The 1,996-nt window shown below is 73.6% G+C and carries 2 protein-coding genes and 1 pseudogene; all 3 read right to left on the reverse strand.

The features are described from left to right. Window positions 1–352: pseudogene (locus ABZ641_RS35055) on the reverse strand (hypothetical protein); the annotation flags it as partial. A gap of 110 nt (window positions 353–462) precedes the next feature. Further along, window positions 463–789 (reverse strand): divalent-cation tolerance protein CutA, encoded by a 327-nt coding sequence (cutA, locus tag ABZ641_RS35060; protein WP_344628149.1) that lies wholly within the window; start codon window positions 787–789, stop codon window positions 463–465. Between the two features lie 79 nt (window positions 790–868). After that, entirely contained in the window at window positions 869–1,906 is a 1,038-nt protein-coding gene (locus ABZ641_RS35065; RefSeq protein WP_344628150.1) for a M4 family metallopeptidase, read from the reverse strand. Window positions 1,907–1,996 lie beyond the last annotated feature (90 nt).

A 1,996-nucleotide genomic window follows, 5' to 3' on the forward strand; every position in this document is an offset into this window, starting at 1 on the left:
CGGGCAGCGGCACCTCCTGGACGGCGAACTCCACGTCCACCAGCTGCGGCCACCGGCGCTCCAACCGCTCCACCGACTCGCGGACGTAGTCGTCGCTCTTCGGCATGGAGCGCCAGATCTCCGCGAACTCGACGATCGGTCCGGGGGCGTCCGGGTCGGCGTCCGCGGTCGGCCAGTACCCGGCCATCAGCTCCCAGGTGACCCGGCCGCTGATGAAGCCGCCCATCGGCCGCAGCACGTCGTTCATGTGCCGGTGCAGCTCTTCGTCGACCAGGTGCCAGTCGATCCGCCGGTCCAGCCGCTCGATGTACCCGTCCAGGGACACCGAGAACAGCATCACGATCTTCCGCATCGCCCACCCCTCGGCTCCGACGCCCGCTCCATGCTGGCACGGCGGCCACCGGCCGCCCGGCACCCGCGGTGACGGCGTGTCAGCATGGAGCGGGAAGGGCCGGCCGGAGGTCACGGCCCGGCGGTCTCCGCCGCCACCCACGCCAGGTACGCCTCCGAGCCGGCCACCACCGGCACGGCCACCACCTCCGGGGTCTCGTAGCCGTGGTGCTCCCGGAGGAACGCGCCGAGCCGGTCCACGACGCCGGCGGTGGTCTTGAAGTCGATCCGCCACTCCTCGGCGGACCGCACCTCGCCCTCCCAGCGGTACACCGAACCGATCGGGTACACCTGCGCGCAGGCGGCCAGCCGCTCCCGCACCACCAGCTCGGCCAGCGCGCGGGCCTTCTCCTGCGCATCGTGGGTCGTGGTCACCACGAGGACGTCACGGGTCGTCATGCCGCCGAGCCTACGCGCGACGGCGCGCCGCCCCCGGCCCGCGTCGGACGACGGCGGGGCCGGAGGCGGCGCGAGCGGCTCAGAGGCCCGGGATCTGCCGCGCGGCGAAGGCCTTCCGGACGGTGTCCGCGGCGCTCGCGCCGTACATCCGGCGGGCGGTGTCCACGGTCGCCAGGGCGGCCGCCGAGAAGGACGTGTCGGGCGCGAAGGAGAACTGCGCGTTCACGATGACCCGGTCGGCCGTGCGGGCCCCCAGCGCCTTGCGGATGTCGTACAGCGCCTGCGACCAGATCTCGCCGTCGGCGTGCACCTCGCCGACCTTGTCGCCGTACACCTTGCCGGTGTCCAGGCGGCGCAGGCAGTGCACCGGGCCGGGGGTGTAGTCGGTGGAGTCCCAGTCGGCCACGCAGGCCTCCGGGGTGCGCGCCGTCCAGCCGTACTTCGCGTCGGCCGCCGCGCCGACCGCCACCGCCAGGTAGTCGCCGAACGCCTCGCCGATCGCCCCGGCCTCCGCCGACGCCCCGAAGCCCGGCACCTGCGCCTCGTGCACCGCGTGCCCGTACTCGTGGACGATCACCTCGGCGTCCTCCGCGTCGTCCACCCCGCCCTTGCCGAAGCGGATCTCGTCCTTCTTGTCGGAGAAGAAGGAGTTGTCCGCCCCCCACTGGTTGATCCGCACCGGCTGCGCCCGGTCGTTCGCACCCGGCAGCTCACTGCCGAAGCCCAGGCCCTGCAGGTACTCCTGCGCCTCGTTGACCCAGAAGTACGCCATCACCTGCTCGAACCGGTCGTTGTCCCGGGCGTACCGGAAGTCGCCGGTCGCCGAGTACGCGGGCGCCCCGGTCTCCGAGCGGACCACCGCCCACCGGCCCGACAGGTAGCCGCTGCCGTCCAGGTTCCGCAGCGCCACCTGCGCGTAGGCCGAGGCGGGCACGGCCGCGGCCGCGTCCTTGGCGTCCGCCAGCGACTCGTCGCCCGAGGACTGCACCGGATTGACCATGAAGACCCGGCCGACCGCACCGGCCGTGGCCGGGGCCGGCTTGGCGGCCGCCGGAGTGGCGGCGAGACCGGCCGCAGTGGCGAGCACGGCGGCGGTGGCGACGGCGAGACGGGGCACGCGGGCAGGACGGGACACGGGTCCTCCAGAGCGGGGCGAGGGTTGCTGCGGGATCATCCACTTCACCACAATCGGCTCGGCATCAGGTCT

The sequence above is a fragment of the Kitasatospora sp. NPDC007106 genome (assembly GCF_040634455.1).
In the GTDB taxonomy this organism is placed as follows: Bacteria; Actinomycetota; Actinomycetes; order Streptomycetales; family Streptomycetaceae; genus Kitasatospora; species Kitasatospora arboriphila.